Origin of the sequence: Acutalibacter sp. 1XD8-36 (genome assembly GCF_009917525.1) — a bacterium.
Taxonomy (GTDB): Bacteria; Bacillota; Clostridia; order Oscillospirales; family Acutalibacteraceae; genus Acutalibacter.
The window spans coordinates 1-13,776 of sequence record NZ_QZDU01000015.1 but is presented as its reverse complement, the minus strand read 5'-3'; the positions used below and the strand labels follow the sequence as shown (position 1 = coordinate 13,776).

Genomic DNA, 13,776 nt, shown 5'->3' with positions numbered 1-13,776 from the left:
GAATATCGCGCCCCATTCGCTCCAATTATGGATGGGTTCGTTGAATAGCATTGGCCCTACGCCTTATCCGAGTTTGCCTCCAGCAGACGCTGGATTCCCCCATCCGTGTACGAAAGCAGCTTGCCGTAGCGCCGGGCGATATCCTCCCGGCAATCAGCATATTTGCCCTCGGCAATAGCCTTTTCTTTTTCTGCTTTCAAGTCAAGGTATTCCCTCAGTACCGCTTCATCCTGATAGAAAATCACATTGAATTTGCCCTGATTCATCGATAGAGGAAAGAGGTCTGTCAAAAAAGATCCATCCTCAACATAGTAGCAAACGCCGTACTTCTCACACAGCTTATCAAACTCCGGCAGAAAGCTGTCCCGTTCATCCTTGGTATCGCAGGGATGGGACAGTGCAATCTTTTTCACCCCAGCCCGAACCATTTCGCAAAAGCAGTCAGCCGCGCCTAGCTGGTATGAAAACTTATCTATCTTCACAGTAAACTGCCTCATTTCTTAAAAGTTTCTTTGATGGCGCAAACCTTGTCCGCCACCACCAGAATCCAACTCTCTTTATACCTCGGCGGCGGTAGTGTCAGCGGAAACATATGCGTTTTAATCATGTTGCGCTCCGTAGGTGAGAGGGAAAAGTCACGCTCCGCATTCTTTAACGCCCGACCAGGGTGGAAGAATCCGTGCAGACTATGCCCCTCATGCTTGGTGTGCCAATCATAGAGAAAATAATCGTGTAGGAGCGCACCGCGCACCAGCGCTCTCTTGTTTAGGTGTTTCGATAGGAACTTCGGCAGAAAATACGCAATCTGTACGCAAATCAGCGCCACCGCCAGCGAGTGCGCGAACACGCTGGTGTCCCCGTGCTGCATAAACCCTTTACTCATCTCCATGCCGGGCGATTCCAGAATATCCCTGCCATAATGCTGGACGATTATCAGCGGGTTGATCTTCATTGTAAATCCTTTTTCCAGATACGATTTTTGGCATAGGCGATGTTCGCCACGCCGCCGTCAAAGCGCTGAAAACGCTCGTTCTTGGCCTTAGCGTACCAGCAGGGCCTGCCAATACTAACAGCCTCGACCGCGTCATCTGTCCCGGCCATGATTTGATCGCAGAGTTGGAGCGCGTCCTCAATGATAGATTTCTTTTCCGCTTGACCGCCGTGGCCGCCCCACAACAGCTCAAAAGCGTCCTCGAAACTCTGGAAGTGCAGCAAACTTTCCTTATACTCCTCAATAGAAGTGGAGAACTCCGTGAACAGTAAAGTGTTGCGGTTGCAGGCATCGCCGGAATACACCACGCTCCGCGCCCGGTCAAGGAAAACTACCGTACCTCTGGTGTGGCCGGGAACAGAGATGGTTTCCAGCTGAACGCCGCCCAGGTCGAAGATGTCGCCATCTTTCAGCGGCAGAGTCTTGATGGGGCCGGGTACGGTCACATCATCCAGCCTAGGCTCGACAGGCAGAGGCCCGAACATGGCGCCGCTCTTGGCAAAGCCCAGGCGCATTTCCCGGTCGGAGTGCTCGTACAGCAGGGCAATGTCTTCCGGGTCAATGTAAACCTCGCTGTACTCGAAATCCGCGCCGATATGGTCAACATGGCCGTGGGTATTCACCAGCGTGACAGGCAGGTCGGTCAGCTCGCGCACGAAAGCCTTCAGACTACCAACACCGGCCAACCCGTCAATAAGCAACGCCTTCTCGTTGCCCTCGATTAAGTAGCTTTGCTCGCCGCCCAGACCGGCAATCAGGGTCACGTTGTCGTAAATCTTCTTTGCTTTGAAAAATTTAGATTCCATTGCTAGGTTCCTCCTATGGTATAATCAAGTGGGCCGCAGAACATATCACATCCTGCAGCCGTTCTATCTCAGTTTCAGAAAACCCTGAAACATCTTCCCACTCACAATTCGGCAAAAAACAGGTAGCATGGATGAACCCCTGTGTCTCGTCCGGACGCTCCATATAAACCTTTACCCGGGCATCGAGCAACATTTCCGAGTGGACGATTTCCGTTCCGTCATCCAAAGTGAGAAATGGGTACATCATCTCGTGCACCTCCTTCATCGTAACTACTACAATAATTTCAAAAAAGCCCTCGGTAAAAACCAAGGGCTTTTCTCTGGCGCGCTTGACTGGATTCGAACCAGCGGCCCTTAGAGTCGGAGTCTAATACTCTATCCAACTGAGCTACAAGCGCATATTTATGAGAACCGCGAAACCCGCGGTAGTCAACTTTGTAAAAATAGTGGTCAAACAGTAGTCAAAGACGAAATTTTTTCTTTCTGCAAACTTCGAAACCCCTAGAAAACACTGGGCTTTTCGGCTCATCTCAACTGAAACGGCCTGAAACGTCGGAGTCTGATACTCTATCCAACTGAGCTACAAGCGCAAAATATATTGTGAAAACCGCACGACAACCTTAGGGCTGATACCGCTGTATCATACCATATGCAAAGTGCGGAATCCGTCGATTTTCGTCGGGTACGGAAGAACTTTTTGAAAGGGTCAATAGTTGTCCTGCTTGTTATTCACGCTAAGACCCCCTCTAAGAATTTCCAGTGCCTGTTCGGGTGAAATCCCCCTGTCCCGCATGAAGGCAACTACAGACCGCTCACCTGTGGCAAGCTCAGCGATTTTTTCAGGGTCGGATTTGACCTTTTTGGGTGCGCGCCGCTTTTCTCCTTCGGGGTCAAACAACACGTCCTGTGAGGGCTCATCGTTGAAAAATTCTTCAACTGACACACCGAAAAGCTTAGCAATTCGGTTCAGCGTCGCGGGGTCCGGGCTGGTCCTGCCGGATTCATAATAAGTATAGGTGGAGCGCGTAATATTCAATACTTCCGCCACATTCCCCTGGGTATAGCCTACCCGCAGACGGTGACGCCTGAGCTTGGACGCCAAACTCTCCTCCTGTGCGGAAACGTGCACATCCTTTTCCATACAATGCCCCATTCCAATCACAATTCACCACATAACATCAAAAGGTACGTGTTTATTTTACACCATACCCGGCAAAAAATCCAGTATTTTGCGCTCAAAGAACAATAAGGGGAACTTTTTTCACGCGCTACTTCCAATAAAAACTGCGCCCAATGAAGGCTCCATCAGGCGCGGTTAAAGATTAGTCCTTTAAGGCTTTAAAGAAAGCCTCGATATTTTCCCACTTGGAATGAGCGGGAATATCGCACCCGGAAGAAGGGATGAAGTTCCTGTATTTCCCACACTTCTCTATGAGTTCCCTTGTGGCTGCATATACCGACTCAGGGGTGCCCTGAGCAAACTGAGAGGCGGGGTCTACATTTCCCATACAGAGCACGTCCGCCGGGGCCGCTGCCAAAATCTCCTCCATCCTGACAGCGTTGCCAAAATGATAGGCCACAGCGTTCTGGGAGAAAATTTCGTCCAGCATCCTCGGCACGGAGCCGCCGCAATTATGATACACAATGCCGAATTCCCTGTCCTGAAGGGCGTCAATAATGCGCTTCACATATGGCACTGAGAATTCCGCGGCCATTTCCGGGTTCAAAATGCCTGTAAGGGGCTCTGCCATCAAAATCCCGTCAGCCCCTGCCTCCTTCATTGCGGTTCCGTACTGAATCAGATATTCTGTGGCCTTTTCCAGAACGATATGAACCGTATCCGGCTCGTCGTAGCAGATGTACATGCTTTCCGTAACATCCATAAGGCGTCCAGCCAGGGAGAAGGGCCCGATGATACCGGCAAGCAGGGGTTTTTTGTCAATCAGCCCCTTTGCCTGGCGGACGCCCTCTACACAGACCCTGGCACGGCCTGCGTCTAAAGAGGGTATCTGCAGCGCCCTGGCTTCCTCCTCGTAAGATACCAGCTGGCCCACAATAGCAGGAATCTCATTTTTGGAAAAATTAACCTTTGCTCCAAAGGCTTCCGCCTCCACGGAGAGGTCCATCAGGCTGACCGCCGCCAGGATATCCGTCTCCCTTGCGATAACCTCCATGGCCCTTGCCTGAAGCCCGGCGGTTTTTACAAGCTGCTCTATGTCAACACCCAGCTTCTGTGCTGCGGGAAATGAGAGGACAGGCAACCCGCGCTGAGAGTTCGCTGCGGCGTCCCAAAGGAACCTGCTTATATTCATAGATGAAGTTCCTCCCCTTACTGTACAAATGACAGGGCCATATCCGCCGCACTGGCGGCGTCGGCAGTATAAGCGTCCGCGCCAATCTGCCTGCAGAAGCCTTCGTTGACAGGAGCGCCGCCAATCATGACTTTTACCCTGTTATGAATACCGGCGGCGTCCACGGCCTTTACCACGTCCTCCATAACGTGCATAGTGGTGGTCAGCAGAGCGGAGCAGCAGATAATATCGCAGCTATTCTCAATGGCGGCGTTTACAAAGGTCTCTGGTGCCACATTGGTGCCCAAGTCGATTACTTCAAAGCCCTTGCCCTCCAGCATCATCTTGACCAGATTTTTACCGATATCGTGCAGGTCCCCCTGCACTGTGCCGATACAGGCCCTGCCAACCGGCTCCACGCCGGACTCTGCCAGCAGCGGCTTTAAAATCTCAATGCTCTGGTTCATGGCGCGGGCAGCCATCAGCACTTCGGGAACAAATACCTCGTTCCTCTTGAACTTTTCACCGATAGAGCCCATACCGCCAAGCAAGCCCTCTTTCAGAATATCCTGGGGCGGTACGCCTTCATCTATTGCCTGCTGTACGAGGGTTTTCACCGCCTTTGATTTCCCGGCCTCCAGCTGCTCAGCAATCTCGTGCAGAATCATTTTAAAAGCCTCCTTGAATTTTCTTGGTTAAAAATGTAATACAAAGCAATGTATCTGAAAAGCAATATAAGATAGCGTCCGGTCCTCTTAACCGCTTCGATGATACGCTTCGTCCTTTTCGGGCTTGCGCCCTCCTCTATGGGCATTATACCATGAAGCTGTAGGGCCCAACAGATAACAAACTATGTGTTTTTAATAAAAACTATGGTAAGAATCCCTCTTTATATCACAAATTTGACGGTCGCTTGAAACTCATGCTTTTTGTTAAAAATCTATATTTTGTTATCTGTATATGCCGTATAGTCCCGCGATATAATGAGACCACTAAAGATGCGTTTTGCATCTCAATTTCAGAAAGGATGATGTACCAATGAAACAAAGCTACCGTTTATTGCCGCTTTTTCTGACTGTATTAATGATAGTCGGAATTTTTGCGGCATGCTCGCCCCCGGCGGACAAGCCTGAGAGCTCCACCATCGAAAGCTCCGGCTCCTCGGAGGAAGTGAGCGAGGCAGAATCTGCAGCTGCCGATGATTTAAAGGCTACCGTGGAAGTATGGACCTGGGAGCCGCAGGAAAACCAGCAGGAGATTATTGATGATTTCAACGAGGTGTATCCCGACATCAAAATTGAATTCACAACAGTGGCGTCGGCTGACATGCCCATGAAGATTCAGACAGCCCTTGCCTCTGACTCTGATTTGCCCGACGTTGTGTGGTGCGAAATCTCCAACAGAGGAAAGATAATGGCTCTGGAATGCTGGGAGGACCTGACTCAGGCTCCCTATAATCTGGACAGGAGCAAAATGCTGGACTACCAGATTCCCCTCTCAGAAACTCCCAGCGGAAAGCTTGCCGGCATTGAAGTCTCCACCCCTGTTGCGGGGCTTGCGTATAAAAGGGATTTGGCTAAAAAGTATCTGGGAACTGACGACCCGGAAGAGCTGGCAAGTATGATAAAGACCTGGGACGACATGCTTGAGGCCGGTAAGGAGGTTCTTGAAAAATCCAACGGGGAAGTAAAGCTGTTTACCCATATCTCCCAGCCTTTCGATATTATGGTGGGACAGAACCAGGAGCCGTTTGTTGTGGACAACAAGCTGAACCTGAAGGCATCTCTTGGGGACGCGTTTAACATGGCCATTACCATGCAGAAGGCCGGTATTGTGGATAATATCGAGGGGGACACCCCCGCTGGCGACGCGGCAATCGCCGGTGAAAACCATATTTTCTTCGGTTGCCCCACCTGGGCCCCTACATGGAGGTATAAGGTAAAGGACCCCAACGGAAGCGGCAACTGGGGCCTGATGATTCCTCCGGAAGGCGGCTACATGAACGGCGGTACTGTCGTGGCTATCCCCGCTAAGGCAGAGGATAAGGAAGCTGGCTTTGCTTACGTCAACTGGTGCTATTACACTATTGAAGGGGCTGTTTCCAACAGGGACCACCTGGATTATATGAGCGCCTATAAGCCTGTTTACGAGGACGAGGAGTTCTACAGCGTTGTGGACGACTTCTTTGGCGGGCAGGATGTGCTGAAGACCTATGCACAGACCATTATCCCCAACACCACCGTTCCCAGGAAGGTCCACCAGTACGACATGGAGGTACAGGAGGCCATAAAGATAGCGGAGGATACTATCGCGGACAGCAACGGGGATATCACAGTGGACCAAATCTTGGCTGATATTACCGATGAAGTAAGAAATAAAGTTCCTGAATTGGAAGCTGAATAACTTGTTCTGGGAAAGGGGAGGATGTATCAGCTGATTGTTCTCCCCTTTTTATTATTTTTCGGAGGGCTAAGTGAAACATGAAAACAAAAAGAATCAATAAAGCCTATCCCTATCTTTTCCTTTTGCCGTTTTTCACCATTTATATCGCGTTCAATCTATTCCCGATTATCTATTCCTTCGTCATCAGCCTGACAAAGTGGGACGGGGTAAATCCGAGTGTTTTTGTGGGCTTCGATAATTATATCCGGCTCTTTACCTCAGACCCGCTTTTTTACAAAAGCCTATGGAATACAATAGTGCTTATTGTCATCGCCATCCCCCTTCAGCTAGGCTGCGGCCTGCTGATGGCTGTATTGCTGAAGGACTATTTTCGTAAAACCCGGGGGGCGTTTCAGTTTATCAATTACACGCCCAATATTACCACGCCGGTGGCTATCGGCCTGGTGTTTGCAATACTTTTTGATACCCGTATCGGGACGGTCAACCAGCTGCTGATGTCCCTGGGTATCACCACAGACTATATTGACTGGCTGGGGCAGCCCTTTACCGCCATGGCGGTAGTGGTCCTGCTTTTGGTATGGAAGTATTTTGGATATATGATGGTCATGTTCATGGCGGGCCTCTCCGGTATCTCCGACGACCTGTATGAGTCCGCCAGCATAGACGGCGCAGGGTGGTGGAAAAAATTTACTAAAATCACTATCCCCATGCTGAAGGACACCTTTATGTTTCTGATAACCACCAGCATTATTGGCGGTTTGCAGCTATTCGCGGAGCCGCAGCTGCTCTTCTCACGAGTGGGCGGGGTTACCGGCGGCCCTGACAGAAGCTGCCTTACCTCTATCTGGTATATGTACGACACCGCTTTCAAACGCTTTGACTTCGGATACGGAGCCGCTGTCGCCTACGGCCTGTTTATTATAATTCTTCTGTTTTCTTCCGGCAATATCAGGAACATTATAAAGGAGGAGGACTAATGACAAATAAGATTTCAGTTTCTAAGGTCCTTATCTGGATTTTCGTTGTCTGAATCAGTTTGGATAAGTTTATTTTTGCACTAAACTGTACAACCGAATAACTGGAGTTGATTGGCTGGGTACCGTTGACTTTCTTTGGGAAAAGGGTTACAATGTACTAAACTACGCAATCGTTAGTCTTATAGAAAAGCCGCAACAGTATATAGATAACCCGCGAAAGGCAAATGATATTAATGCAGTCAATAAAAGACATTATTTTATCAGTTTCAGAAGATGTTGTACGTAATCTCCCGTGCTCTTTTGAAAAAACATACTACGGGAAAATGAATTATTCCAGCAAAAACACTATTCTTGATTCTAATAATCAACTTTTAGAAAAAACAATAGCGTTTGAAATAGCATTTATTCATGTTATTACATACTTTCTGGCATATGGTATGGGCTGTTCAAAGGAATATTTGCACATTTTACGTATTCTTGATACCAATAGAATGTTCTCATGGTATAAAATAAAAGACGATATCATGATATTGCAATTGAATAATTGTAATATACCTACCGGGAAAGAAATATGTGAATTAATAAACGAACATGACAGATTCATTGCTAAAGACGTTAAGAAGAAATTAGGTCAATTTTATACTCCTACAAGAATAGCTCAAAAAATGGTATTTGAAGTTAGAGATGAATTGAAAGTTCTATCTGACCAGGATTTAGTAGTGGATCCTGCATGTGGAACTGGTGTTTTTGTTGTAGAAATTATTAAGCAGATGAGCGCTTTTCTTTCATTCGATAAATTGATCGAGTTTGTTGAAAACAATATGTTTGCCTACGATGTAAACCCATTTTCAGTTATTGCTACGAAGTTAAGCGTTTTAAATATATTATTGGAAATAGCACCTGATACCGCGCATAAAAACAAGTTTTCACTTGCCGTTCCTACACTAAATAATATGAAATGGAAAAATACAATTACAGATGAAGAGAAAAACACTTTTTCAATTATACTTGGCAATCCACCTTATTTCAAACTAGACTCCAAAGCATTAAAAGATATAGATGGATATCAAACCATAATATACGGACAGCCCAATATATATTCTTTATTTATGCATTGGGGAATATCTCATTTATCCCCTAACGGTACAATGAGTTTTATTGTACCTCAATCCATCCGTTCCGGACTCTATTTCAAGAAACTTCGTGAGGAAATAAACAGTTTGCAAATTAAATCAATATTGCATATTGATTCTAGACAAAACATATTTGACAGAGCGGAACAAGCGGTTCTAATAATCTGTTTACAAAACACGCCTGCGAGTAATACTAAAACAAAAATACAATTTACTAATACAAACCAAGCTGTTTTATCTGAATATTCAATACCTCGCTCTAAGTTAATGACGGACAAAGATAGTAATTATATGTTTATCATTAATAAGAAATTTGAAATGTATGGCATATTGGAAAAAGTCTGTAGTAATAGCACAACGCTTGCTGCAAATGACTCATTGGTGAAATTCTCTAATGGCTTATTCGTATGGAATCAACATAAGGAATCCCTTACTGACTCCCCTGAAGGGGCTATCCCAATTGTTTATAGTGCAGATGTTCAGCCTATAGATTTCCGATTCATTACTTCTTGGGCTAATAGTAAACGGAAGTCGTTTGCGAAAATGACTGACAAAACATGCAATTATGTTTTATCAGGTAAGAGATTATTGGTACAACGAACAACTAACTTTGAAAAGGACATACGTTTAAAAGCATGCTTGATATCCGATGAATTTTTGAATAGCTACGCTAGCTATTTTTTAGAAAATCACGTAAATTTCTTATGCTCTAAATCTGAAAAAGGAAAAATTTTAACAGATGAAATAATGTATTACTATTTGGGACTGCTTAACTCGAAACTAATAAATTATGCTTTTATAAGCATAAGCGGTAATACACAAGTGTCTTCCAACGAATTGAATCTACTGCCTTTTTCTAACAATAATGTACAAGACATTTCGGTATTCGTATCAGAGCATTTATTAGAATTAAGAGAACGTCAGGATGAACTGGATAGGCTTGTGTGCGAAGCCTATGATTTATCTGCTAATGAAACAAATATGATTATAGGTTATTGAGGTGAAGCTTTTGTGAAAAAACTGCAGTTTAAAACAAATTCCCGCCATATTAGCCAATTAGGGCGTGAACTTGTTACAGATTTCGTAACAGCTTTGGTGGAACTGATTAAAAACTCTTACGATGCAGATGCCTATGGTGTGAAAGTCATTTTAGATAAACCTAATACCCCGCAAAGCAGGATTATCCTAATTGATACTGGTACAGGTATGACACAATCAGAATTTGAAAACAAATGGATGGTTATTGGCACAAACAATAAAGTTACTGAACCCTACACCCCTAACGGCAGAAAAAAAGCAGGCAAAAAAGGCATTGGTAGATTTTCTGTTGAACGTTTAGCAGAAAAAGTCCGAATTTTCTCATTTCCTGAATTTGAATCGCCATATAGAGTAGATATTAACTGGAACAGCTATGAGGAAATAAATATCCCAGCATTGACCCAGAGAATTGGTATACTAAAGGACCATCAAGAATCTTCAGCCGCAAAATTTATTTGTAATCAGCTTGACTATTTCATGGTTACAGATAAGATCTTTCAGGAAGATAAAGCCATTGTGGAGTCAATATTTGGAACAAGAAATTTTGAGTACCCTATGTTTTATAGCAGCGATGCCCTTCGCCTACTTGAAGATAAAGTAGTGCCGATAATAAAGAAATACGAGAATATTGAATTACTGATTGGTGACGTTTCAAGTTCATTGGACACTATAGATTTACAAAAGGAATCAGAAATATTTAATATGCTCGTAGAGCTATATAATAAGTATAATTTATCTGAACCTCAAACTGGTATGGTTTTTATCATGGAAGGTTTGAGAGACGAATGGAGACAAAGAGACATTGACAAGCTTCAGAAAGAATTGCGCTTATTAGTAGCTCCGGATTTTATAGAGAGTGACCCATTCAAAATTGAATTAGTAGCTCCTGCGTTTAAAGTAGAGGATATGGTATTGGTCAATGAAATCCTTGATTTAAGATATGCTAAAATTGATGCTGAAATTTTTGATAATGCTCAAAAATCACGCATAACTTATATTGATAAAGGAGGAAAAACCGATACTGCTGAAGAGAACTATGAAACCCCTTTGCTATGCGGAAACTTGAAGGTGGAGATATACTTCTTCCTAAGAGATAGTGGAAATTTGTCTGATGCCGAGTCTGGATATAATTTTAGATTTGCTCAAAGAATTTTAGACACGTATTGTGGAATCAAAATCTATCGAGATAATTTTAGAGTAAAGCCATATGGAGATATTGGGAATGATTGGCTTTTGCTGGACCAAAAAAAGGTAAAAGATACGCACGGATACCTTGTGGGAAATAATCAGGTTATAGGTGTGGTTAAAATTGGAGATGAGAGTAATCCTCTATTAATTGATGCAACTAACAGAGAAGGCATTATAGAAAATGAAGCTTACGCACAGCTTGTCACATTTTTAACTAAATGTACAAACCTTATCAGCGAAGTTAGGAGAAGGGCCTACTTGGCTGAACAAGAAGAAATCCAAAAGCTTGCAGATGAAAAGAGAAAAATTGACTCTCAATTTGAAAACTTAAAAGACTTATATAAGGAAGATGATTTTGTAAAGCAAATTGGAAAATTATCTTCTAATGTCGGAGATGTTTCAGTTAAAGCAATCGATTCGCTTCTAAAAACATATATTGAACATACCGAAAAAAAGAAGCAAGGGATTGAAAAGATCCAATATGATTATAATAGACATTATTCACAAACCCAAAAAGCGTACCAATCAAAAATTGAATTTCAAGAAAGTGAATTGAACCTTTACAAAAACTTGGCATCGTTAGGAATGCTAACTGGGTCTTTTGGTCATGAAACAAGTGACATTGTTAGCAGAATACAAACCAGTTTACTACTCGTTAACCTCTATTTGGATAATGGTAATATAGACCAGATTAAAGATGTTATATCTATTGTTAGCGGAGACTTTGATCGTATATATGCATACAGTAATTTAATTGTTAACTTTTTACGTAAACGAAAGAGAACTCTTAGTGCAGAAATTAATCTCAGCAGTGTTTTGAAGGAAATTGGCAGCTTTTATCAAACTATAGTCAAGTCTTTTAATATCACTTTACAGTTCGTATGTGAAGATAAAATAGAGTATAAAATCAGACAAATCGACTTTGAGTCCATCGTTATCAACATGATAACAAATGCTTTTGAGCAAGTTAAAGGACGAGAAAACCGCAAAATTTTTGTTACCATTTCTCAAAGCCCTTCTCATTTAATGATATATTTTGAAGATTCAGGGGCTGGTGTTCCAGAAGGGAAAGAAAAAGAGATTTTCAGACCTTTTGAAACCACAAAAGAAAACGGAATTGGATTAGGATTGAATATTGTTATGGATATTGTAGAAAAATATCATGGAGAAATATCTGTTACACGTTCTGAAACTTTGCTAGGAGCTAAATTTATTGTGACATTACCAAAAGGAGATGAACAGGATGGACGAATTGATTGGCCTATTTATTGAAGACGAAGTTGCAAATGTTGACGTATATACTCGACTTTTTGCTCTTGAAGGGTTGAAACTCAATTACCTGGATAACCTTCCATTAACAGTCGACAGTTATTATGATATAATTCTTGAAAGGAATGTGGATTTTCTAATTATTGACTTTCATTTAGAGAAACAGGTCACATATAAAGGGATAGATGTGTTAAGAGAAATAAGAAAACACGATAGCACAATCTATGCTGTTCTTTTAACCAACTATGAGCTTGATGACTTTGCAGACCAGTTTGGTGACTATGACTATGAGCTGCAAAAATCAGAAATTAATTCTCGCTATAAGGATGTCGCGGAAAAGATAAAAAGAGCTTGCGGTTTAAGAGAAGAAAACATGATGTATAGGGCCGTTGAAATCAAACAACAGCAAGATACCGAAACTATTCGTTTATTACAGGAAATTAATTCAAAGTTGGATCAAAAGAAGGGCTGAGGATGTCGTTATGGAATATATAAGAAAGCAGCGTTGGGCAACCTACTCAAGCGCTAAATGCAAAGAATATTTAAGAAATGATTTCGCTCATGAATGTGCGTATTGCAAATTGCAAGAAAAAGAAGTTGGAATAGTTGGTCTGAACTTTTTTGAGATAGACCATTTTAAGCCACAGGTTTTGAAATTGTCAGATTCGCACAAGTATCATAATTTATATTATTGTTGCAAAAAGTGTAATAAAGAGAAAAGTGATATTTGGGATACAAGTCTACTCGACCCTTGTACTGATGATATTTTTTCTGGAAATACTCCTGCCATTGCAGGAGGAAAAGAAAAGGATAATTATAAATATATCGCTCAAAACGATAGAGGAACCTTCTATATCAATACTTTCAAACTTAATTCCAGAACACAAATTTATTTCAGAAGAGCGAGGGAAGCACATGAAAACAATTTGCGTGTAATTAATTCTCTTATCGATGAAATATTACTGAAGGTTCAAGATAATATCGAATTGAGGGATTTTGCAAAGTCAGTATTTCAATTAGTGGAGCTTATACGTAAAAAACCGCAGGAACTTGATATGCTACCTAAAAATGAAATGTTTGAAAAAGCAGAAGAATATCTAAATGATAAAGGTATTGAAAATATTCTGGTATATGAAGAGTATAATATGGATATCAAGATGAAGGCCAATGGCAATACATATTATTGCGAACTTGTGTTAGATAATTCGATAGAAGAAAAAGCAGAATATAGAAAAAACATAGACATAGAAAAGCTAACTACTTGGTTTGAAAAACTAAATTGCAATTTTGGTATTTTGTTTTATTATCCCAAAATACAGCGGATGTATTTCTATCCTGTTTCTGATGAAATAAAATTGTCAGAGACCTCTGGCACCAATAAATTAAAGCAAATCAAAATTAGCGCCAAGCATTTAATATCATAATTGCATTTGGAATCAATTTAGATGATTTTCAGAGAAAAAGGGAGAAACGCACAAGCGAGTCTCCCTTTCCGATTTTAAGGAGGCAGAGTGAAAATGCAGGAAATGGCTGCAGCGATCATTCTATCGGCACAGATACTAGTATATCAAAGGGATAAGGTAAAATAAGTTTCGCAAAAACAAAAAGAGACACGGTTTGCAGCTCTCTGGTAGAATGAAGTTATCACACCCCATTCAGAAAGGAGACAGTAAACCATGT

13 protein-coding genes and 1 tRNA gene are annotated in these 13,776 nt (G+C 42.7%); 6 read left to right on the top strand and 8 right to left on the bottom strand.

From position 1 onward, the window contains the following. Nucleotides 1–56: 56 nt before the first annotated feature. The 8 genes from D5270_RS15025 to D5270_RS14990 all read right to left on the bottom strand — a co-directional run bounded on the left by D5270_RS15025 (nt 57) and on the right by D5270_RS14990 (nt 4,756). Nucleotides 57–497: a hypothetical protein gene (locus D5270_RS15025; RefSeq protein ID WP_166544852.1), complete on the bottom strand. Its 441-nt coding sequence runs from the start codon at nt 495–497 to the stop codon at nt 57–59. Beyond that, nucleotides 494–952, bottom strand: coding sequence for an HD domain-containing protein (locus tag D5270_RS15020; RefSeq protein WP_243150403.1), 459 nt, complete (start codon nt 950–952; stop codon nt 494–496). The genes D5270_RS15025 and D5270_RS15020 overlap by 4 nt, the downstream gene beginning before the upstream one ends. Beyond that, a complete protein-coding gene (locus tag D5270_RS15015; protein WP_166544851.1) occupies nt 949–1,797 on the bottom strand; it encodes an MBL fold metallo-hydrolase in 849 nt (282 codons plus the stop codon). The genes D5270_RS15020 and D5270_RS15015 overlap by 4 nt, the downstream gene beginning before the upstream one ends. A 13-nt stretch (nt 1,798–1,810) precedes the next feature. Continuing rightward, nucleotides 1,811–2,044, bottom strand: coding sequence for a hypothetical protein (locus tag D5270_RS15010; protein ID WP_166544850.1), 234 nt, complete (start codon nt 2,042–2,044; stop codon nt 1,811–1,813). Nucleotides 2,045–2,118: 74 nt separating this feature from the next. After that, a tRNA-Arg gene (locus D5270_RS15005) sits at nt 2,119–2,195 on the bottom strand. Between the two features lie 308 nt (nt 2,196–2,503). Then, nucleotides 2,504–2,938, bottom strand: a complete 435-nt coding sequence (locus D5270_RS15000) for a helix-turn-helix transcriptional regulator (protein WP_166544849.1) — start codon at nt 2,936–2,938, stop codon at nt 2,504–2,506. 181 nt (nt 2,939–3,119) lie between these two features. Next, on the bottom strand, nt 3,120–4,109 hold the full coding sequence (locus D5270_RS14995; RefSeq protein ID WP_166544848.1) for a uroporphyrinogen decarboxylase family protein: 990 nt from the start codon (nt 4,107–4,109) through the stop codon (nt 3,120–3,122). 17 nt (nt 4,110–4,126) lie between these two features. After that, nucleotides 4,127–4,756 (bottom strand): corrinoid protein, encoded by a 630-nt coding sequence (locus D5270_RS14990; protein WP_166544847.1) that lies wholly within the window; start codon nt 4,754–4,756, stop codon nt 4,127–4,129. 415 nt (nt 4,757–5,171) lie between these two features. On the opposite strand from D5270_RS14990, the gene D5270_RS14985 reads away from it, so the two are divergent. From D5270_RS14985 to D5270_RS14960, 6 genes are all read left to right on the top strand, one after another. After that, nucleotides 5,172–6,491 carry an ABC transporter substrate-binding protein gene (locus D5270_RS14985; protein ID WP_166544846.1) on the top strand — a complete coding sequence of 440 codons (1,320 nt, stop codon included), beginning with the start codon at nt 5,172–5,174 and terminating at the stop codon, nt 6,489–6,491. Nucleotides 6,492–6,568: 77 nt separating this feature from the next. Then, on the top strand, nt 6,569–7,468 hold the full coding sequence (locus D5270_RS14980) for a carbohydrate ABC transporter permease (protein ID WP_166544845.1): 900 nt from the start codon (nt 6,569–6,571) through the stop codon (nt 7,466–7,468). A gap of 224 nt (nt 7,469–7,692) precedes the next feature. Further along, nucleotides 7,693–9,600: an HsdM family class I SAM-dependent methyltransferase gene (locus D5270_RS14975; protein ID WP_207709406.1), complete on the top strand. Its 1,908-nt coding sequence runs from the start codon at nt 7,693–7,695 to the stop codon at nt 9,598–9,600. Between the two features lie 12 nt (nt 9,601–9,612). Next, nucleotides 9,613–12,099 carry a sensor histidine kinase gene (locus tag D5270_RS14970; protein ID WP_166544844.1) on the top strand — a complete coding sequence of 829 codons (2,487 nt, stop codon included), beginning with the start codon at nt 9,613–9,615 and terminating at the stop codon, nt 12,097–12,099. Then, nucleotides 12,071–12,568 carry a response regulator gene (locus tag D5270_RS14965; protein WP_166544843.1) on the top strand — a complete coding sequence of 166 codons (498 nt, stop codon included), beginning with the start codon at nt 12,071–12,073 and terminating at the stop codon, nt 12,566–12,568. Before D5270_RS14970 ends, D5270_RS14965 begins: the two co-directional genes overlap by 29 nt. A 10-nt stretch (nt 12,569–12,578) precedes the next feature. After that, complete coding sequence (locus D5270_RS14960) at nt 12,579–13,520, top strand: HNH endonuclease (RefSeq protein WP_166544842.1); 942 nt, start codon at nt 12,579–12,581, stop codon at nt 13,518–13,520. Nucleotides 13,521–13,776: the final 256 nt, after the last annotated feature.

Bases quoted from the DNA above. Each gene is read 5' to 3' on its own strand.
- D5270_RS15025 (WP_166544852.1), bottom strand. From the start codon at position 497: ATGAGGCAGTTTACTGTGAAGATAGATAAGTTTTCATACCAGCTAGGC.
- D5270_RS15020 (WP_243150403.1), bottom strand. From the start codon at position 952: ATGAAGATCAACCCGCTGATAATCGTCCAGCATTATGGCAGGGATATT.
- D5270_RS15015 (WP_166544851.1), bottom strand. From the start codon at position 1,797: ATGGAATCTAAATTTTTCAAAGCAAAGAAGATTTACGACAACGTGACC.
- D5270_RS15010 (WP_166544850.1), bottom strand. From the start codon at position 2,044: ATGATGTACCCATTTCTCACTTTGGATGACGGAACGGAAATCGTCCAC.
- D5270_RS15000 (WP_166544849.1), bottom strand. From the start codon at position 2,938: ATGGAAAAGGATGTGCACGTTTCCGCACAGGAGGAGAGTTTGGCGTCC.
- D5270_RS14995 (WP_166544848.1), bottom strand. From the start codon at position 4,109: ATGAATATAAGCAGGTTCCTTTGGGACGCCGCAGCGAACTCTCAGCGC.
- D5270_RS14990 (WP_166544847.1), bottom strand. From the start codon at position 4,756: ATGATTCTGCACGAGATTGCTGAGCAGCTGGAGGCCGGGAAATCAAAG.
- D5270_RS14985 (WP_166544846.1), top strand. From the start codon at position 5,172: ATGATAGTCGGAATTTTTGCGGCATGCTCGCCCCCGGCGGACAAGCCT.
- D5270_RS14980 (WP_166544845.1), top strand. From the start codon at position 6,569: ATGAAAACAAAAAGAATCAATAAAGCCTATCCCTATCTTTTCCTTTTG.
- D5270_RS14975 (WP_207709406.1), top strand. From the start codon at position 7,693: ATGATATTAATGCAGTCAATAAAAGACATTATTTTATCAGTTTCAGAA.
- D5270_RS14965 (WP_166544843.1), top strand. From the start codon at position 12,071: ATGGACGAATTGATTGGCCTATTTATTGAAGACGAAGTTGCAAATGTT.
- D5270_RS14960 (WP_166544842.1), top strand. From the start codon at position 12,579: ATGGAATATATAAGAAAGCAGCGTTGGGCAACCTACTCAAGCGCTAAA.